This window comes from Streptomyces sclerotialus, assembly GCF_040907265.1.
Lineage (GTDB): Bacteria > Actinomycetota > Actinomycetes > Streptomycetales > Streptomycetaceae > Streptomyces > Streptomyces sclerotialus.
Window position 1 is genome coordinate 2,731,199 of sequence record NZ_JBFOHP010000002.1, and the last position, 17,581, is coordinate 2,748,779.

General features: G+C 72.7%; 16 protein-coding genes and 1 pseudogene. 12 read left to right on the forward strand and 5 right to left on the reverse strand.

What is annotated here, in order from left to right; all coding sequences use genetic code 11:
- Positions 1 to 279: 279 nt before the first annotated feature.
- The 5 genes and pseudogenes from proP to AAC944_RS12155 all read left to right on the forward strand — a co-directional run bounded on the left by proP (position 280) and on the right by AAC944_RS12155 (position 3,959).
- Entirely contained in the window at positions 280 to 1,620 is a 1,341-nt protein-coding gene (gene proP / locus AAC944_RS12135) for a glycine betaine/L-proline transporter ProP (protein WP_037772612.1), read from the forward strand.
- A gap of 380 nt (positions 1,621 to 2,000) precedes the next feature.
- On the forward strand, positions 2,001 to 2,465 hold the full coding sequence (locus tag AAC944_RS12140) for a DUF6879 family protein (protein ID WP_368397268.1): 465 nt from the start codon (positions 2,001 to 2,003) through the stop codon (positions 2,463 to 2,465).
- Positions 2,369 to 3,056: pseudogene (locus AAC944_RS12145) on the forward strand (helix-turn-helix domain-containing protein). The gene AAC944_RS12140 and the pseudogene AAC944_RS12145 overlap by 97 nt, the downstream one beginning before the upstream one ends.
- A gap of 67 nt (positions 3,057 to 3,123) precedes the next feature.
- Positions 3,124 to 3,447 (forward strand): antibiotic biosynthesis monooxygenase family protein, encoded by a 324-nt coding sequence (locus AAC944_RS12150; protein WP_030618088.1) that lies wholly within the window; start codon positions 3,124 to 3,126, stop codon positions 3,445 to 3,447.
- 5 nt (positions 3,448 to 3,452) lie between these two features.
- Complete coding sequence (locus AAC944_RS12155; RefSeq protein WP_030618091.1) at positions 3,453 to 3,959, forward strand: GNAT family N-acetyltransferase; 507 nt, start codon at positions 3,453 to 3,455, stop codon at positions 3,957 to 3,959.
- Positions 3,960 to 4,009: 50 nt separating this feature from the next.
- Here the strand turns inward: AAC944_RS12155 and AAC944_RS12160 are convergent, their stop codons facing one another.
- On the reverse strand, positions 4,010 to 6,070 hold the full coding sequence (locus AAC944_RS12160; protein WP_030618094.1) for an MFS transporter: 2,061 nt from the start codon (positions 6,068 to 6,070) through the stop codon (positions 4,010 to 4,012).
- A gap of 310 nt (positions 6,071 to 6,380) precedes the next feature.
- On the opposite strand from AAC944_RS12160, the gene AAC944_RS12165 reads away from it, so the two are divergent.
- Positions 6,381 to 7,418, forward strand: coding sequence for a peptidoglycan-binding protein (locus tag AAC944_RS12165; protein ID WP_051871966.1), 1,038 nt, complete (start codon positions 6,381 to 6,383; stop codon positions 7,416 to 7,418).
- A gap of 179 nt (positions 7,419 to 7,597) precedes the next feature.
- Positions 7,598 to 8,260, forward strand: a complete 663-nt coding sequence (locus AAC944_RS12170) for an HAD-IA family hydrolase (protein WP_030618099.1) — start codon at positions 7,598 to 7,600, stop codon at positions 8,258 to 8,260.
- Between the two features lie 64 nt (positions 8,261 to 8,324).
- Here the strand turns inward: AAC944_RS12170 and AAC944_RS12175 are convergent, their stop codons facing one another.
- Together AAC944_RS12175 and AAC944_RS12180 are read right to left on the reverse strand one after the other, a co-directional pair.
- Positions 8,325 to 8,906 (reverse strand): TMEM165/GDT1 family protein, encoded by a 582-nt coding sequence (locus tag AAC944_RS12175; protein WP_030618102.1) that lies wholly within the window; start codon positions 8,904 to 8,906, stop codon positions 8,325 to 8,327.
- A gap of 182 nt (positions 8,907 to 9,088) precedes the next feature.
- Complete coding sequence (locus AAC944_RS12180; RefSeq protein ID WP_030618104.1) at positions 9,089 to 9,847, reverse strand: ABC transporter permease; 759 nt, start codon at positions 9,845 to 9,847, stop codon at positions 9,089 to 9,091.
- A gap of 230 nt (positions 9,848 to 10,077) precedes the next feature.
- Here AAC944_RS12180 and AAC944_RS12185 point away from each other — a divergent pair, with 230 nt between their 5' ends.
- The 3 genes from AAC944_RS12185 (at position 10,078) to AAC944_RS12195 (ending at position 13,296) form a co-directional block, all read left to right on the forward strand.
- Positions 10,078 to 10,722, forward strand: a complete 645-nt coding sequence (locus AAC944_RS12185; RefSeq protein WP_030618107.1) for an HNH endonuclease family protein — start codon at positions 10,078 to 10,080, stop codon at positions 10,720 to 10,722.
- A 189-nt stretch (positions 10,723 to 10,911) separates the two neighbouring features.
- Positions 10,912 to 12,630 carry an alkaline phosphatase D family protein gene (locus AAC944_RS12190; RefSeq protein WP_051871967.1) on the forward strand — a complete coding sequence of 573 codons (1,719 nt, stop codon included), beginning with the start codon at positions 10,912 to 10,914 and terminating at the stop codon, positions 12,628 to 12,630.
- A gap of 192 nt (positions 12,631 to 12,822) precedes the next feature.
- Complete coding sequence (locus tag AAC944_RS12195) at positions 12,823 to 13,296, forward strand: DoxX family protein (protein ID WP_030618112.1); 474 nt, start codon at positions 12,823 to 12,825, stop codon at positions 13,294 to 13,296.
- Between the two features lie 70 nt (positions 13,297 to 13,366).
- On the opposite strand, the gene AAC944_RS12200 is transcribed toward AAC944_RS12195, so the two are convergent.
- Positions 13,367 to 13,951, reverse strand: a complete 585-nt coding sequence (locus tag AAC944_RS12200; protein WP_037772614.1) for a superoxide dismutase family protein — start codon at positions 13,949 to 13,951, stop codon at positions 13,367 to 13,369.
- A 331-nt stretch (positions 13,952 to 14,282) separates the two neighbouring features.
- Here AAC944_RS12200 and AAC944_RS12205 point away from each other — a divergent pair, with 331 nt between their 5' ends.
- Positions 14,283 to 14,900 (forward strand): DedA family protein, encoded by a 618-nt coding sequence (locus AAC944_RS12205; RefSeq protein ID WP_438272795.1) that lies wholly within the window; start codon positions 14,283 to 14,285, stop codon positions 14,898 to 14,900.
- A 13-nt stretch (positions 14,901 to 14,913) separates the two neighbouring features.
- Here AAC944_RS12205 and AAC944_RS12210 read toward each other — a convergent pair whose 3' ends face one another.
- Positions 14,914 to 15,843, reverse strand: coding sequence for a universal stress protein (locus AAC944_RS12210; protein ID WP_030618120.1), 930 nt, complete (start codon positions 15,841 to 15,843; stop codon positions 14,914 to 14,916).
- 289 nt (positions 15,844 to 16,132) lie between these two features.
- On the opposite strand from AAC944_RS12210, the gene AAC944_RS12215 reads away from it, so the two are divergent.
- Positions 16,133 to 17,365, forward strand: coding sequence for a 50S ribosomal protein L11 methyltransferase (locus AAC944_RS12215; RefSeq protein ID WP_078888699.1), 1,233 nt, complete (start codon positions 16,133 to 16,135; stop codon positions 17,363 to 17,365).
- Positions 17,366 to 17,581: the final 216 nt, after the last annotated feature.

Here is a 17,581-nt window from a genome sequence, read left to right on the forward strand (position 1 = left end):
TCGCGATGTCCGTTCTGTCCATGGCGACTCCCCTGCAACGAGCGGGTTTCACCCCCTTCCCGAACACAACTGACCACTCTCCGTGACGATCCGTTCTGCCCCTAAGGTCGACATTCGCCCGTCGGAGGCCCGACGGGCTCTGCAATGCAGTCGTCCCAGAGAGCGCAGGCGAGCGAACACGTGCCGACGCACACCGTCGCCCCCGATTCCCGTAGCCATACGAAAACCCAGGCTCCGCCCGGCGAGCAGCGGCACGGTGCCACGGTCGTCGACCCGGCCATGGCGAAACGGGCGGTCTCGGCGGCCGCGCTCGGTAACGCGATGGAGTGGTTCGACTTCGGCGTCTACAGCTACATCGCGGTCACCCTCGGGCAGGTCTTCTTCCCCTCGGGCAACTCGACCGCGCAGTTGCTGTCGACGTTCGGAGCGTTCGCCGCGGCGTTCCTCGTCCGGCCCATCGGCGGCATGGTCTTCGGTCCGCTGGGTGACCGTATCGGACGCCAGAAGGTCCTCGCCATCACCATGATCATGATGGCGATCGGCACCTTCGCCATCGGCCTGATCCCCTCGTACGCCGCCATCGGCGTCTGGGCCCCCGTCCTGCTGCTGATCGCCCGCCTGGTGCAGGGCTTCTCCACCGGCGGTGAGTACGGCGGCGCCTCCACCTTCATCGCCGAGTACTCGCCCGACAAGAAGCGCGGCTTCTTGGGCAGCTGGCTGGAGTTCGGCACGCTCGCCGGCTACATCGGCGGCGCGGGCCTGGTCACCCTGATGACCGCGGTGCTCAGCCACGACGACCTGATCTCCTGGGGCTGGCGGATCCCGTTCCTGATCGCGGGCCCGATGGGCATCATCGGCCTCTACCTGCGGATGCGGCTGGAGGAGACCCCGGCCTTCGCCGAGATGGAGAAGGAGGCCGCGGCGCAGGAGAAGGAGCGCCGCGCCGCCGAGAAGAAGTCCGGCATCCGCGAGATGGTCTTCGGCCAGTGGCGCGCGATGCTGCTCTGCATCGGCCTGGTCCTGGTCTTCAACGTCACCGACTACATGCTGCTGTCGTACATGCCGAGCTACCTGACCTCGGAGCTGAAGTACGACGAGACGCACGGCCTGCTGGTCGTGCTGGCCGTGATGGCCCTGATGATGTGCGTCCAGCCGTTCGCCGGCCGGCTCTCCGACCGCTTCGGCCGCCGCCCGGTCATCGCCGCCGGCTGCATCGGCTTCTTCGTCCTCTCCGTCCCGGCGCTGCTGCTGATCCGCCAGGGCTCGCTGGCCGCGATCGGCCTGGGCATGGCCGCGCTCGGCCTGCTGCTGGTCTGCTTCACCTCGACGATGCCGTCCACGCTGCCCGCGCTGTTCCCGACGAAGGTGCGGTACGGCTCGCTGTCCATCGGCTTCAACGTCTCCGTGTCGATCTTCGGCGGCACCACCCCGCTGGTCGTGACCGCCCTGATCAGCGCCACCGGCGACAAGATGATGCCCGCGTACTACATGATGGCGGCCGGCGTCATCGGCGGTATCGCGGTGTGGAAGATGACCGAGAGCGCCGGCCGGCCGCTGCCCGGCTCCAAGCCCGCGGTGGCCAGCGAGGCCGAGGCCCGCGAGCTGAGCAAGGCGGCCTGACCCCGCCGCTCCCGCACCGACTGCACGACAGTGCCCCCTGCTCCGGCAGGGGGCACTGTCGTGTCTGTACCCGGGACGGGGAGGGATGTCCCGGAGACGGTTATGTGCCGTTCGAGGGCTTGGACTCAGGTGATCGCGGAGCCTCGGGCGGCATCGGCCCTCCGTCATGCTTACCGCCGTCCGCCATCATCAGGGGTGCGCGAACGGCACACCACGCCAACCCTCAGCGTCAGGCGTACGCGCCTCGTACGTCTCGACTGCCAAAGCGGTCATGTGATCTCCCCATCTCCTTTTGCGGGTCCTGGTCCGGATGTCAGAGCAGTCATGCGTGCCCTTCCGGATGCCGACGCATGAAGACGTTGCAGTCGGTCACGGTCGTCATGTCACCGCCCGCACGGGCACGGTCGCGCACGTTGGCGAGCTCCGAAGTACGCTGGTTGCCGCGCAGGCAGGCAACCGATGTCCTCCTGCCCGCCAACGACTTCCGGCTGTTCGACGGAAACCTGCTCCGCGTGCGCCATTTCGCAGGGGACGGCAGTCATGTCGCGGATGAACCCAGTACGGACACCGAGACGCTGAAACTGTGCGGGCAAGCGTTGAGGCCGTCTGGCAGCGAGCAATCCCGCACAGCGAATACAGCATCCAGGCACAACCGGACAGCCCACTCATGCCATCTCCTTCGTCAAGAGCTCAGGAAGCCGGAGCAGCGCTGGCCGGCCGCTTGCGGGAGCTTCGGCTCGACGCGGGCATCACGGGCCGCGAGCCGGCTGCCCGTTGCGGATGGAGCGAGTCCAAGTCGTCCCGGATCGAGCACGCCAGGACGCCTCCCAGCGACTCCGACATGAGGGCCTGGTGTGCGGCGTGCGGCGTACCCGAACAGGCAGCCGACCTCATTGCCGCCAACCGGCAAGCGGATTCGATGTACGTCCAGTGGAAGCGGCTGCAGCGAACAGGGCTCAGGCGGCTACAGGAGTCGGGCGTTCCACTCTACGAACAAACACGGCAGTTCCACGTGTACTGTTCCAACGTTGTGCCAGGCTTCTTTCAAACGCCCGGATATGCAACAGCCTTGTTGGCCTCGATCGGACCATCGGTTCGCCGTGCTGCTCGAGGAATCAGTATTGCGGTATCGCTTCGGCAGTACCGAGGTCATGGCTGCTCAGCTCGGACATCTACTGTCGGTCATGGCACTTCCGTCCGTCTCGCTGGGAATAATTCCGTTCACCGCACCCCGCGTTTCATGGCCCCTGGAAACGTTCACCATTTTTGACCGCCGACGCGTACACATCGAAACGCTGCCGGCGTCGATCGAGGAAACTCAACCGAGCGATGTCGGGCTGTACCTCAAGGCGTTCGGGAACTTGGCAGAGCTGGCCCAGTACGGCGCCGAGGCCCGTTCACTTGTCACAGCAGCCATCGATGCCCTGACCGACTGACAAAAGCCCCGACCGACAGCCGTGGGGCGCCCCGGGGCGGCTCCGGGGGATGCGGCAGGATGGCGGCATGAGCATCGTGAAGATCAATGTGCTGACCGTCCCGGAGGAGCAGCGCGAGGTGCTGGAGAAGCGCTTCGCCTCGCGTGCCGGCGCCGTGGAGTCCTCGGACGGCTTCGAGTGGTTCGAGCTGCTGCGTCCGGTCGAGGGCACCGACCAGTACCTCGTCTACACCCGCTGGCGGGACGAGGAATCCTTCCAGGCGTGGATGGAGGGCCCGATGAAGGCCGCGCACCAGGGCGGCGAGGGTGCCGAGCGTCCGAAGCCGGCCGCCTCCGGCTCCACCGTGTGGTCCTTCGAGGTCGTCCAGCAGGCCGCTCCGAAGCAGGGCTGACCCTCATGACGGGGGAATGCGTGACCGGCCGCCCGACCTGGACGGTCCGCGCGGCACCGGTCACCTCGCCCGAGGCCGCCGCCATCCTGCGGGCCTACCTCGACGAGGTGGCGTCCCGCTGGTACGGCCGCCCGGTCACCGGCGAGGAGCTGGACCGGGCCGTCGCCGAGGACCCGAGCGACGACCTGGCGCCGCCCGCCGGGGCCTTCCTGCTGGCCCGGTTCGGCGACGAGCCGGGCGGCTGCGCGGGCGTCCGGCTGCTGTCCGCCGACACGGCCGAGCTCAAGCGGATGTACGTCCGGCCCGGGCTGCGCGGCAGCGGGGGCAGCGGGGTGCTGCTGGCCGCCGCTGAGGCTGCGGCGCGCGGCCTAGGCGCTCGGCGCATCCGGCTGGACACCCGGCTCGACCTGGTGGAGGCGATCGCCTTCTACCGGCGGTCGGGGTTCGCGGAGATACCGGCGTACAACGAGGGGCCGTACTCGCAGATCTGGTTCGAGAAGCGGCTGGACTGACGGGCGCGGGCCGCCGTTCCCGCTCGGAGAACCGACGGCCCGCGCGTCCTTCAGACCGGGCGCGGGCCCGCCGGGCGGCGCTGGACGGGCCGGGCGTCGCCGTTGTGCGGCCGTTCGGAGTCCGAGCCGCCCAGCTCCGCGGTCAGCTCGCGCACCAGCTCGGCCAGGTCGGTGGGGCGGTCCTTGGTCCACCAGTCGCCGAGGAGTTCGGCCAGCGCCTCCTGGCGGGCGGCCGCGAGCCGGTGGGCGACCCGCCGCCCGGCCTCGGTGAGCATCATCGGCATGCCCTCCCGTTCGGCGAGCCCGCGCGCCTCCAGCTGCCGGGTGGCCTCGGAGATCACGCCGAGGGGTACGGCGCTGCGCTCGGCGAGCAGCGCGGGCTCCACCGAGCCGTACCGGTTCATCCGCAGCACCATCCAGCTCGCCGCCGGTTTCAGGTCGCACCCGGCCCGCGCGGTGATCGTCTCGTAGAGCTTCTTGCGGCCCTCCAGGCAGCCCAGCTTGGTGAGCGCGCGGGCGCACTCGTCGTGCGAGGAGCGTTCGACGGGGTTCGAGGAGAGCACCTCGGTGGTGTCCGGGGCCGTGACCGACCCGCGCAGCGGTTCCTCCTTGAGCAGCCAGGCCAGCGCGAAGGCGAGGAGGACGACGGGCACCGCGTACAGGAACACGTTCGTGATCGAGGTGGCGTAGGCGTCCAGCACGCCGGAGGCCTCGCCGGGCGGCAGCTGCGCCACCGCGCGCGGGTCCTCGGCGAGCCTGCCGGGGTCGACGCCCGGCGGGAGCCGGCGGCCGGCGAGCGCGTCGGCGATCCGCGGGCCCAGCATGTTGGCGAAGACCGTGCCGAAGATCGAGACGCCGAAGGACGCGCCGATCGAGCGGAAGAACGTGGCGCCCGAGGTGGCCACGCCCAGATCGGCGTAGGGCACGGCGTTCTGCACGATGAGCACCAGCACCTGCATGACCAGGCCGAGTCCGAGGCCGAAGACGAAGAAGTAGGCGCTCATCTCGGCGACGCCGCTGGACCGGTCGAGGTTGTGCAGGAGCAGCAGTCCCATGGCGGTGACGGCGGTGCCGGCGATCGGGAAGACCTTGTAGCGCCCGGTGCGGCTGACGAGCTGGCCGGAGACCGTCGAGGAGAGCAGCATGCCGATGACCATCGGCAGCATGTGCACCCCGGACATGGTCGGCGAGACGCCGTGGACGACCTGGAGGAACGTCGGCAGGTACGTCATCGCGCCGAACATCGCGAAGCCGATGACGAAGCCGATGGCCGCGGTGAGCGCGAACGTGCGGAGCCGGAAGAGGCGCAGCGGCAGCACGGGCTCGGCGGCCCGCCGCTCGGCCAGTACGAAGGCGCCCAGGAGCAGGACGCCGAGCACGCCGAGGCCGATGATCTGCCAGGAGTCCCACGGATAGCTGACCCCGCCGAGCGAGGTCATCAGGACGAAGCAGGCGGCGACCGCGGCGATCAGGGCGGTGCCGAGGTAGTCGATGCGGTGCAGGGTGCGGCTCGACGGGATGTGCAGCACGGCGGCGATGACGATCAGGGCGACCGCGCCGATGGGCAGGTTGATGTAGAAGACCCAGCGCCAGCTGAGGTGGTCCACGAAGAGCCCGCCGAGCAGCGGCCCCAGCACGCTCGTCGCGCCGAAGACCGCGCCGAAGAGGCCCTGGTACCGGCCGCGGTCGCGGGGCGGCACGATGTCCCCGACGATCGCCATCGACAGCACCATCAGCCCGCCGCCGCCCAGGCCCTGGACCGCCCGGAAGGCGATGAGCTGCGGCATGTTCTGCGCGATGCCGCACAGTACGGAGCCGATCAGGAAGATCCCGATGGCGGTCTGGAAGAGTTTCTTGCGGCCGTACTGGTCGCCGAGCTTGCCCCACAGCGGGGTGGCCGCCGTGGACGCCAGGAGGTAGGCGGTGACCACCCAGGAGAGGTGGTCCAGGCCGCCGAGCTCGCTGACGATCGTGGGCAGCGCGGTCGAGACGATGGTCTGGTCGAGCGCCGCGATCAGCATGCCGAGCAGCAGTGCGCCGATCGCCACCAGGACGGTCCGCCGCGGCCGGGCCTCGGCGGGGGCGGCGGGAGCGCTGGTGTCCTGCGCCATGGACGTCTCCTTCACGTCGGAACCGCGGCGGGGCGGGTCGGGCTCCGGACCGCGGCCGGGGAGCGGAGCCGCACTCCCCGTTCCGATCATTTTGCCCCGCTATGGCGCGTTGGGCGATGTGTTGGACTCCGGTTGTTCACGTCCGGGGGCCCTGTGCAGGAGGCGGCGGCGTCTGCATAATCGCAGCCGAGAACTAGGGAGGGGACCGCACGTGGAGGCCAGGAACTGCCCGACCTGCTTAGCCCCGGCCCGGACGGGCGGCCGCCCCGGCTGCCGGTGCGAGCAGGCGGCTGCCCAGGATTTCGACCCCTTGCACATCCGGCCGTACGTCTCACTGCCGGACGCGCCCGACCCCGGTGATCCGCCGGACCCGCCCCGCAGGCCCCGCGTCTTCACGGTGCGCGCCTACGGCCCGCCGGCGTTCCCCCCGCCTTCGTACGTCCGGGTGCCCCGGCCGCCGTACGCCCCGCAGCGCGCCCCGGAGCCGTCCGCTCCGGCCTCCGAGCCGTACGCCACCGCCGGGACGTACGGGCCGGGCGCCGCGCCCGCCGAGCCGTCGTCCGCGCGGTACGCCCCGGAACCGGTCGGTGCGTCGTCCGCGGCGCCGTCGGCCCTCCATCCGCCGCACGCCCCGCAGAGTGCCGGGCAGGCGTCCGGGCCGGGCCCCCGGCGGACCACCGGCCTGCGACCGGACGGTCTGCCCGTCGCGGGGCCCGTGACGTTCATGGACGCGCCGCCCGCGCCCGCCGCGCCGGCGGGGGACCTGCCCGGGCCGGAGCGGCACAGGCGCCCGGTGCTGCGGGCCGGGCTCGTGGTCACCGCGGCGGCCGGTTCGGTCTGTGCCGCGCTCTTGGGCGGCGAGCTGCGCGCGGGGACCGGGGCCGGTGACGTGCTCGCCGACCGTGGCGAGCGCCCCGCCGCCGGCCTCGCGGACGAGGCTGCCGAGGCCCGGCCGACCGCCCCGGGCGCGGCGTCCCGCTCGGCGACGCGGCTGCCCGGCGCGCGGGCGGCCGCCACCGCCGCCGAGACGCCGTTCAGCCGCCCGCCGGACGCTCCGACGGCGTACACCGCCGAGCGCACGCGCGAGGAGGCCCGGCGCTTCCTCACGGGCTCGGACGCCGGTACGGGCGTGCTGTCCGAGGGCGCGAGCGGCCCGGAGGTGGCGGAGCTGCAGCGGCGGCTGGCGCAGCTGGACCTGTACGCCGGGCCCGCGGACGGCCGGTACGACGCCGGGGTGACGGCCTCCGTGGCGAGGTACCAGCGGACGTACGGCGAGACCGAGGACCCGTACGGCGTCTACGGACGCGCGACCCGCGCCTCCCTGGAGTTCCTCACCACCGAGCCCTGACCGGCCCTTTCGTCCCCTGTACCACCTCGCCCCCCTGGTCTGCTGACCAGGGGGGCTTGGCGTGTGGCGGAAGTGCTTTGTATCGTGGATGAACAAAGTGGTTCCGCCCGCTTCCCCTGACCGGCGGGCGGGGCCGCTTGTCTCGCATCACTCCAGCTCTCCAGCACAGGAGTCCGCCGATGACGGCATCCCGCACGCTCACCGCCCGCGCCCTGCTGCTCGACATGGACAGCACCATCGTCAACTCCGAGGCCGTCGTCGAGCGCTGCTGGCGCCGCTGGGCCGCCGAGCAGGGCATGGACGCCGACGAAGTGCTGAAGGTCGTCCACGGCCGCCAGGGCTGGGCCACCATGGCCGCGCTGCTCCCCGACCGCCCGATGGAGCAGAACCACGAGGACAACCGGCGCATGCTGGAGCAGGAGACCGCGGACACCGACGGCGTCGTACCGGTGCCGGGCGCGCCCGCCTTCATGACCGCGCTCGCCGCCGTGCCGCACGCGCTGGTGACCTCCGCGACCGTCGCGCTCGCCGAGGCCCGGATGGGCGCAGCCGGGCTGCCGATGCCGGACGTACGGATCACCGCGGAGTCGGTGAGCGCCAGCAAGCCGGACCCGGAGGGCTTCCTCAAGGGCGCCGCCGAGCTGGGCTTCACCCCCGAGGACTGCGTCGTCTTCGAGGACTCCGAGGCGGGCATCCAGGCCGGCCTGGCCGCCGGGATGCGCGTCGTGGGCGTCGGCGGCCGGGCCGCAGCGTTCGGGCCGACGGTGCGGGTGGACGACCTGACGCAGCTCCGCGTCGAGGTGCTCCCCGAGGGCGGCGTACGGCTGCACGTCACCGCCTGAGCGCACAAGAACCACGAAGGGCGCCACCCGCACGGGGTGGCGCCCTTCGCCGTTGCCGCGCGGCTCAGCCCGCGATCGCCTCGTACAGGCTGAAGCCCGCGAGGACGATCATCACGCAGGCCGCGATCTTCGTGATCAGCTTCAGGGGCACGAACCGCATCAGCGTGCGGCCGCCCAGGATGCCGAGCGCGGCCACCGCCCACAGGGCGAGGACGGCGCCGATGCCGACGGAGACCGGGTCGCCGTAGCGGGCCGCGAGGTTCGCGGTCATGATCTGCGTCAGGTCGCCGAACTCCGCGACCAGGATCATCATGAAGCCCGCTCCCGAGACCTTCCAGAAGCTCTGGTCGGCGGGCTTCTTGACCTCTTCCTCGTCGTCGTCCTTCTTGAACAGCAGGACGGCGGCGCCGGCGAGGAAGAGCACGCCGACGATGCCCTGCACCAGGCGGTGCGGCAGCAGGGTGAGCACGCTGCCCGCGGCGATGGCGAGCGCGACGTGCACCACGAAGGCCGCGGCCACACCTGCGAAGACGTAGGACGCGCGGTAGCGCGTGCCGAGCATCAGCCCGGCCAGTGCGGTCTTGTCGGGCAGCTCGGCGAGGAAGACGACGCCGAAGACGACGGCTGCGACGGAGAAGCTGAACACGGGGTGGAATACCTCGTTCGATAGGGCCGCGCCGAAAGGGGCCCGGGGAAAAGGGGTCGCTTCGGCACGGCAGCGTCGGACACTGCGGCCGAAGGTCTCGCTGGCGTACGGATCGGGATCCGTACGCTCCGGGCGCCGGCAGGCCACGAGGGCCTGCAGTATGTCGACGGTCCGGCGAAGAGCTACTCCCCTTCTGCTGGGATCAAGCGTACGCGGTGCAGCAGCCCGCGCGCGACCAGCTCCAGCACCACCGCCACCGCGACCACCTGCACGGCCAGCAGCGCCACCAGCACGAACAGCTGCACCGCACCGGCCTCGACGGGTGAGGCGCCGCCCAGCAGCATGCCGACGAACGCGCCCGGCAGAGTGACGAGGCCCACCGTCCGGGTCTGGTCCAGGCCCGGCAGCAGCGCGTCGGAGACGACCGGCCGGGCCACCTCCATCCGCGCCTCCCGGTCGAGCAGGCCCAGCGCGAGGCCCGCCTCCACCTCGCCGCGCCGCGTCTCCAGCTCGTCCAGCGCGCGCCGCCCGCTCAGCACCGTCACGGTGAGCGCCCCGCCCATGAGGATGCCGGTCACCGGGATGAGCGTGACCCCGCGGGGCGGCACCAGACCGGTCAGCAGCAGTACGGCCACCACCGGCAGCACGCCTGCCGCGATCGGCGCCGCCGCCCACCACCAGGTGCGGTTCGCGGTGATGCGGCGGCCCGCCGTACGCACCGCGACCGCGTACATCAGCAGCAGGAAGCAGACCAGCAGGGGGACGGCGCGCACCACCCAGCCGATGAGGAAGGAGACGGCGGCGAGCTGGACGGCGGCCCGCAGACCTGCGACGGCGATGCTGCGTGCGTGGTCCAGCCGGCACAGCGCGGCGACCGTCACGGCGGCGGCGAGCAGCACCGCGAGCACGGCCCCGAGGGTGGTGTTCACCGGCAGCAGCACACGATCACCTTAGATCGGGGGGCTCGGGGAAAGGAGCAACGGACGGGCGTGCGCGGCGGTCTGGCGGTGCGTCACCCCTTGATCTGACGTGAGCATGTCGTCACTCTGTTACCTGAAGACCACGCGGCGGAAACGTCACCTCGCCATCGTGTGGTCCGGCCGGTCACCCGACCGGCAGTCCGACCGCCCCTCACGACTTCCTGTCTTCCCCCACATCAACGGGAGTTCCGATGTCCAAGGTCTACGCGCGTCGCGTGTCCGTCGCCGCCGGCTCGGCCGCCGCGCTCGTCTGCACCCTGGTGCTCAGCGGCCAGACCGCCCAGGCGGCACCGCCCACCCCGCCCGGTGCCGCCACGGCCCGTACCTACCTCGCCGAGATCAAGGAGCAGGCCGAGGGGTCGCAGGACGGCTACAGCCGCGACAAGTTCCCGCACTGGAGCGACCAGGGCGACAGCTGCAACACCCGCGAGGTCGTCCTCAAGCGGGACGGCGAGAACGTCGAGACCGACGGCAGCTGCGCCGCGACCAGCGGCTCGTGGACCTCCGCCTACGACGGCGAGACCTGGACGCAGTCCTCGGACGTCGACATCGACCACGTCGTGCCGCTCTCGGAGGCCTGGAAGTCCGGCGCCGCCGCCTGGACCACCGACCGGCGCGAGCAGCTCGCCAACGACCTCACGCACGCCCAGCTGATCGCGGTCACCGACAACGTGAACCAGTCCAAGGGCGACCAGGACCCCGCCGAGTGGCTGCCGCCGAAGACCTCGTACCACTGCGAGTACGCGCGGATGTGGGTGTGGGTCAAGCACGAGTACGGCATGACCGCCGACTCCGCCGAGAAGGGCGCGCTGAAGAAGATCCTGGACGGCTGCTGACGCGGCGGTCCACCCGGACCCGGGCGGCTCCGCCCTCCACCCCATGCCCCGCGGAGCCGCCCGTCCCGCTTCCCGGGCGCGGCGCCGGCCGCCCCGGAAGCCCGGACGCTCCTCCTATCCTCGGACCCGAGGCTCGGGCGGCCGCCCGTACCGAGGTGCGGGCACCGGCCCGCGCGAGGGAGGACCGCGATGACCGGACTGCGGCTCGGACCGCTGCTGCGCTACGTGGACGAGGACAGCGCGACGGTGTGGGTGGAGACCGAAGGGCCGTGCGAGGTGACCGTGGCCTGCGACGGCGGCGTCACCGGCACCGACCGCACCTGGCAGGTCGCCGGGCACCACTACGCGCTGGTGCCCGTCGAGGGCCTGGCGCCGGGCGGTGAGACGCCCTACCGGGTGCTGCTGGACGGTGCGCAGGTCTGGCCGCTGCCGGACGGCCCGTATCCGCCCTCCGTCATCCGCACGCTGCCGCCCGGGGGCCGCGGCCCGCTGTCGGTGGCGTTCGGCTCCTGCCGCTGGGCCGCGCCGCCCTCCGGGAGCCGGAGCCACCTGGCGGCCGTGCCGGGCGTACCGGGCGACAGCCACGACCCGGCCGGTCCGGACGCGCTGGACACCCTCGCCGCCACCCTGGCCCGCGACCCCGCGCACCCCCGCCCCGACGTCCTGCTGCTCCTCGGCGACCAGGTCTACGCCGACCAGACCTCCGAGGCGACCGCGGCCCTGCTGGCCCGCCGCCGGGACACCTCGCAGCCGCCGTGGACGCAGGTCGCGGACTACGAGGAGTACACCCACCTCTACGAGGAGTCCTGGCTGGACCCGGAGGTGCGCTGGCTGCTGTCCACCGTTCCCAGCTGCATGGTCTTCGACGACCACGACGTGATCGACGACTGGAACACCTCGGCCGCCTGGCAGACCCGGATGCGCGCGACCCCGTGGTGGCGCGACCGCATCCTGGGCGGCCTGATGTCCTACTGGGTCCACCAGCACCTCGGGAACCTCTCCCCCGCCGACCTGGCGCGCGACGAGCTCTACCGCCAGGTGCGGGCCGCGGCGGACGGCACGGAGCTGGTGCGCGACTTCGCGGCAGCGGCGGACGCCGACCCCACCTGCGCGCGCTGGAGCTACCGGCGCGACTTCGGGCGGGTACGCCTGGTCATGGTCGACACCCGCGCCACCCGGGTCCTGGAGGAGGGCCGCCGCGCGATGCTCGACGCGGCGGAGGCGAAGTGGCTGCGGCAGGAGGCGCTGGACGCGCCCGGCAGCTACGACCACCTGCTGATCGGCAGTTCGCTGCCGTGGCTGCTGCCGCACCTGGTGCACGACGCGGAGGTGTGGAACGCGGCGCTGTGCGGCGGCGCGCGCGGCCCGCGCTGGGCGCGGCACGGTGAGTCGCTGCGGCAGCGGGCCGACCTGGAGCACTGGTCCGCGTTCCCCGAGTCCTTCGCGGCGCTGGCCGAGCTGGTCTCCGAGGCGGCTTCCGGCCCGGCGGCGCCCGCGACGGTGTGCGTGCTCTCCGGCGACGTGCACCACGCGTACGTGGCGGAGCCGCACTGGCCGGCGGGCGACGGCCCGGCGGGCCGCGTCCTGCAGCTGACCTGCTCACCGGTGCACAACAGCATCCCGGCGGCCATGCGGGCGGGTTTCCGCTTCGGCTGGAGCCGGCCGGGCCGGTGGCTGGGCCGGCTGCTCCTGCGGCACGTACGGGCCGCCCGGCCGCCGGTGTCCTGGCGCCGCACCGGCGGCCCGTGGTTCGGCAACCAGCTGATGACCCTGACCCTGCGCGGCCGGGACGCCCGGCTGAGCCTGGACCAGGCCCGGGCGACGGCGGGTCGGCGCGCCGGCGGGGGCCACCCGAAGGGCGCACGTCAGGTGCGTCTGGAGCGGGTCATGGAGCGATCGTTGACGTGAGCCGGCGGAAATCCCGTCGCTGCGCGACCCCTTGACGGCCGTATTGGTCTGGACCATGGTGACGACACGCCATTGGTTCAGACCAAGCGAACAAGCTTACATGGATCGAACACTTGAACTTGCAAGTACGACTAAGGCACGCCTAACCTTCAGGCCTCTCGGTTAACGTCCCGAACCGCAGGAGTCTTCGTCATGCCCGCTGCCCTCTCCGCGTTCACCGAACGCACCCGCCCGCACGCCACCGCGCTCTTCCGCATCGTCACCGGCCTCCTCTTCGCCTGCCACGGCGCCTCCTCGCTCTTCGGCGTCCTCGGCGGCGCGATGGGGCAGGGCGGCACCGTCCCGGCCGGCTCCTGGCCCGGCTGGTACGCCGCCGTGATCCAGTTCGTCGGCGGCCTCCTGGTCCTGCTCGGCCTCGGCACCCGCACCGCCGCCCTGATCAGCTCGGGCTCCATGGCGTACGCCTACTTCTCCGTCCACCAGGGCGAGGCGCTGTGGCCGCTCCAGAACGGCGGGGAGCTCTCGGCCCTGTTCTGCTGGGCCTTCCTCCTGCTGGTCTTCACCGGCCCCGGCACCTGGGCGCTGGACCGGGTCTTCTTCGGCTCCGGCGACCGCGACGGGAGCGCCGCACCGGCAGCGCCCCGGCGCGAGCCCAGCGCCGCCTGACCCACCGCACCACTCCGCTCAGCCCTGAGGGCCGCCCGTCCCGGCGGCCCTCAGGTCGTGTCCGGCCCCGCTACCTCGCCGCGTGCTTGAACGGCACCGTGAGGCAGCCCAGCCGGTCGCCCGCCATCCCCGCGTGGCCGGCCCCGGTGTGCGTCTTGTGGTCGTGGATCACCACGGACCGCGCCTCACCCGCCCTGAACCACCAGTGGTGCTTCGACGACACCGAGGCGTCACCGTCGGCGTCCGTGGTGAAGTCCAGCCACACCTCGTTGTGCGGGTTGGCGTACTTGGGGTCGACGGACGGCTGCTTCGGGTCCACCCGGTTCTGGTAGTGCGGCCCGGAGTCGTCCGGCTTCGTGCCGCACGGCTTGGTGTGGACGTGCGAGCCGTACGTACGGTGCGGCTGGAGCCCCTTGACCTTCAGCCGGATGGTCATTCCGTGGTCGTTCCTCCACTGCGCCACCACGATCCGTGCCGTGACCGGCACCTTCTTCGTGTCGTAGGTCACCGCCTCGGACGGAGCGAACTTCGACACCGGAGCGAACCGGCTCTCCTTGCCCACCACCAGGTCGCCGCCACCGGGCGTGCCGCCGTGTGCGGGCACCGCCGCAGCGACCAGCAGCGCCGCCGCTCCCACCAGGATTCCTGCCGCCATCCCACTTCCTCCTCGTCGCTCCCCGTGACCGAGGCGCGCGGGCGCGCGCCATGAGCACACCGTCCCCGCCGATCGGCCGCCGCGCGAGCCGTCCCGGACGGCAGGCGGGTGCCGGACGCGGGCCGGGCGGCCCACCGCGTAGCCCAGCAGGCGACCGGCCCGGCAGGAAATGCGTGATTCGGACAACACCTTCCACCCCTGATGCCGATCTCGGGACATCCCAGGCGTACGCTGTACGGCTGTACGAGCGACAAGCCGCCCCTGCCGCTGCCATGCGACGTCGCGGCCGGGGACGACTTGGAGTAACGAGGTGCTGGACAGTCTGGGGGCGTTGGCGGATCCCCCGTGGATTCATCTGATCGTCGGACTCTGCGTCCTCCTCGACGTCTTCGTGCCCTTCCTCCCCAGCGGTGTGCTGCTCATCGCGGCCGCGACCGCCGCCGGGACCCGTACCGCGGCCGTCGGCGTCCCGTCGGTGAGCGGCGGCTCAGCGCTGGCGGACCTGTTCGCGCTCGCCCTGTGCGCCGCCACCGCCTCGGTCCTCGGCGACCTGGCCGCGTACCGGGTGGCCTGGCGCGGCGGCGACCGCTTCGACCGCGCCATCGCCCGCTCCCGCCGCCTGGCAGCAGCGCAGGAACGTCTCGGCACCGCGCTCACCCGGGGCGGCGGCATCGTCGTCGTCCTCGCCCGCTTCGCGCCCGCCGGGCGCTCGGTCGTCAGCCTCGGCGCGGGCGTCGCCCACCGCACCGTCCGCGAGTTCCTGCCCTGGTCGATGCTGGCCGGCGTGGCCTGGGCCGCGTACAGCGTGACCCTGGGCTACTTCGGCGGCCATCTGCTCGGCGCGACCTGGTTCAGCACGGCCGTCTCGGTCTTCGCGCTCTTCGCCGCCGGGTCCGCCGCGCTGTACGTGATGCGCCGGCCGGAGCGCGGCGCCGCACACTCCGGGTGAGCGCCTCCGCACGTCACCCGGACGTGCCCGGCTCCTCCCGCGCCTCTTCCGGCACCACCGCGATCGGGCACAGCGCGTGCAACAGCACCGCGTGCGCGACCGCGCCCAGCCGGCGGCCGACCGGCAGCCGCCTGCGGTGCCGGCCGACCACCACCAGGTCGCTCCGCTCCGACTCCTCGACCAGCTGACCCGCCGCGTCCGCCGGCCGCAGCGAGGCCTCCACCACGACGTCCGGATAGCGCTCCCGGTACCTCGCGAGCACCTCCGTCACCTGCTTGACCAGCGCGCCCTCGTACTCCTGCTGGGTCGTGTCGTAGGCGACGACGTAGTCGAAGGCCACCGGTACGGCCATCGGCCACATGTACGCGGCGACCACCTGCAGCGCCGCGCCGCGCCGGGCCGCCTCCTGGAAGGCGAAGTCGATCGCGCTGCTGTCCCCCGCCTCCTCCGCCGTCGGGTCGACGCCGACGGTGACGCGCCCGTGCGCCGTCCCGGGGCGGTGCCCGTCCGCCGGCTCCGGCCGCGTCCCGCCCCGGTCCGGGCGCGGGACGACCACGACGGGCCCGGCGGAGTGCGCGGCGCACGCCATGCCGTTGGAACCGAGCAGCAGGCTCGCGAAGCCGCCCCGGCCGCGCGAGCCGAGCACCAGCAGCTGCGCCTGGTCCCCGAGTCCGGGGAGGATCACATCCGTGAGGCCGCTCAGACTGCGGAACTCGATCTCGGGCAGCTCGGGCCCCTCGGCCAGCTTCGTCCGCAGCTCCTCCAGTACGGGATCGCCGGTGCCCGCCTCGGCGTCGGCGGCGCGTGCCGAGGTGACGTACGGCCACACGTGGACGACCTGGAGGGGCGCGGAGCGGAGCCGGGCCGCCTCGGCCGCCCAGTGCAACGCCCGCTCGCTGTCGGGGGACCCGTCCACCCCCACGACGACCGGCCTGCTGTCCATGTCTGCCTCCTACGATCCGACGGCGAGCCGCACGCCGCCGCGGCCCGCCGATTCCCGGGCCGTCGCGGCCACTGCGATCGGTACCACTCCGGCGAGCGGTGCGACCAGTACGCATTACAGGCGATACAGGCGCGTCTTCCGGACAGGCGCCCGGAAGGGCGACGGCAAGATCAGCAAGTGGCGGGTGCCCCGGTGCCGGTAAAATCGAACTTCCCCGCACCGCCCGGCTTCTGGGCCGTGCCCCTCCTCCGGGACGTGCCGCCGGCCGTACCGCCTGATCCGGGACGTCATGAACGCACCCCAGCCGAACGCCCTGCGGACCACCGCCGCCCCCCTGCCGGACGCTTCCCCCGCGCCCGTCCTGACCTGGAGCGAAGCCGGGGTGCCGCGTACCGCCCGGTGGCGTTCGGAGAACGGCGCGCTGCCACCGCGGCGTGTGACGGTCGCCGACGACCGCACGAAGGCCGACGCCGCGTACAAACTCGCCTGCGAGGGCACCGCACTGCTGTGGCGCGGCGACTTCCACAACGCCCGTCAGCTGCTGGCCGCACTGGCCCGCCGGATCGACCGGCGGCCCCGCAAGCCGGCGCCCGCCGACGACCCGGCCCGCGCCTTCCACCTGCACCGTGCGGCACAGAGCCAGCGCGCCCGCATCCTCGGCATGCTGCTGGTGCCGCTCGACGCCGGGTACGGCGTCCCGCTGCACCGCGCCCCCGACGTCCGCGCGGCCTGCGCCCAGGCGTACGGCCCCGCGCCGGAGGACGGCGGCACGGACCCGGCCGCCGACGGCGGCACCCACTCCGTCGTCTCGCTGCGCGAACTGCTCGGGCTCGTCGGCGCCTACGAATGGCACCGCAAGGGAGTCGAGATCCCCGCACTGGGCGGCGACCGGATCCACCCCGACTACGGCGTCTTCTCGCCCCAGCGCGGCGAGTACGTCGACCTGGTGGCCCGGGCGCCGCTGCCCGCCGAGCCGCTCCCGCTGGCCTTCGACATCGGCACCGGCAGCGGCGTACTGGCCGCGGTGCTCGCCCGGCGCGGCGTCCGGCGCGTCATCGGCACCGACCAGGACCCGCGTGCGCTGGCCTGTGCCCGGCGGAACGCCGAGCGGCTGGGCGTCGCGGACCGGGTCGAGGCCGTCGCCGCCGACCTCTTCCCCGCCGGGCGCGCCCCGCTCGTCGTCTGCAACCCCCCGTGGCTGCCGGCCAAGCCCACGTCCTCCGTGGAGTACGCCGTCTACGACCCGAACAGCCGGATGCTGCGCGGCTTCCTCGCGGGCCTCCGGGACCACCTCACGCCGGGCGGCGAGGGCTGGCTGATCCTCTCCGACCTCGCCGAGCACCTCGGGCTGCGCACCCGGGCCGACCTGCTCGCCCTGTTCGAGGCGGCCGGACTGACCGTGCTCGACCGGCTGGACGTCGCGCCCCGGCACGCGAAGGCCCGCGACACCTCGGACCCGCTGCACGCCGCCCGCGCGGCGGAGGTGACGTCTTTGTGGCGGCTGGGGCCCACCGGGGACTGAGAGCCGGTGTCCTCACCCCGGCCGGGCGTCCGCCGCCTGGCACTTCCCCCAGCTCTCGGCTTCGCTCGAGCAGGGGAGCCCCATTGCCGCGGCGTTGGGGAAAGGCCCTGGTAGCTCCTCCCCAAGGCCTTGAGGGCCAGGGAGGTGCCCCCTCGAGGGCTTCCAGCCGCCTTGCGATCGCACGCACCGGACGACGTTCGCTGATCCGACCAGGGT

Coding starts and splice junctions, on each gene's coding strand:
- proP (WP_037772612.1), top strand. CDS start 280: ATGGCGAAACGGGCGGTCTCGGCGGCCGCGCTCGGTAACGCGATGGAG.
- AAC944_RS12140 (WP_368397268.1), top strand. CDS start 2,001: ATGTCACCGCCCGCACGGGCACGGTCGCGCACGTTGGCGAGCTCCGAA.
- AAC944_RS12150 (WP_030618088.1), top strand. CDS start 3,124: ATGAGCATCGTGAAGATCAATGTGCTGACCGTCCCGGAGGAGCAGCGC.
- AAC944_RS12155 (WP_030618091.1), top strand. CDS start 3,453: ATGACGGGGGAATGCGTGACCGGCCGCCCGACCTGGACGGTCCGCGCG.
- AAC944_RS12160 (WP_030618094.1), bottom strand. CDS start 6,070: ATGGCGCAGGACACCAGCGCTCCCGCCGCCCCCGCCGAGGCCCGGCCG.
- AAC944_RS12170 (WP_030618099.1), top strand. CDS start 7,598: ATGACGGCATCCCGCACGCTCACCGCCCGCGCCCTGCTGCTCGACATG.
- AAC944_RS12185 (WP_030618107.1), top strand. CDS start 10,078: ATGTCCAAGGTCTACGCGCGTCGCGTGTCCGTCGCCGCCGGCTCGGCC.
- AAC944_RS12190 (WP_051871967.1), top strand. CDS start 10,912: ATGACCGGACTGCGGCTCGGACCGCTGCTGCGCTACGTGGACGAGGAC.
- AAC944_RS12195 (WP_030618112.1), top strand. CDS start 12,823: ATGCCCGCTGCCCTCTCCGCGTTCACCGAACGCACCCGCCCGCACGCC.
- AAC944_RS12200 (WP_037772614.1), bottom strand. CDS start 13,951: ATGGCGGCAGGAATCCTGGTGGGAGCGGCGGCGCTGCTGGTCGCTGCG.
- AAC944_RS12210 (WP_030618120.1), bottom strand. CDS start 15,843: ATGGACAGCAGGCCGGTCGTCGTGGGGGTGGACGGGTCCCCCGACAGC.
- AAC944_RS12215 (WP_078888699.1), top strand. CDS start 16,133: ATGAACGCACCCCAGCCGAACGCCCTGCGGACCACCGCCGCCCCCCTG.